We start from the raw sequence: 224 nt of genomic DNA on the forward strand, positions 1-224 counted from the left end.
ACCCCGCTCTATCACGTCGACATCGACACGGCGTCGCTGGGTTCGGGGCCGGCTTTCCTGGAGCTGTACTTCCTGGGACTGGACGGCGCGCCGGCCGCGACCGCCATCGTGAGCAACCTGGCGGGCGCGCTGGACGGCGCGGCGGACCTGACGGGCACGGTCACGGGCACCGCGCCCGGTTCCTTCGTGTTCGGCAATGCCGGCGGCGGCGGTGACCTGGTCCA

At 72.3% G+C, this 224-nt stretch carries 1 protein-coding gene; it reads left to right on the plus strand.

Annotation, left to right across the window (positions count from 1 at the left end; translation table 11 throughout):
* Nucleotides 1–224, plus strand: a 224-nt coding sequence (locus ACEN88_RS36490; protein ID WP_413347241.1) for an NF038129 family PEP-CTERM protein, incomplete at both ends; no start/stop codon positions are given.

Source organism: Massilia sp. CT11-108 (genome assembly GCF_047302915.1).
Classification (GTDB): Bacteria; Pseudomonadota; Gammaproteobacteria; order Burkholderiales; family Burkholderiaceae_D; genus Telluria; species Telluria orientalis.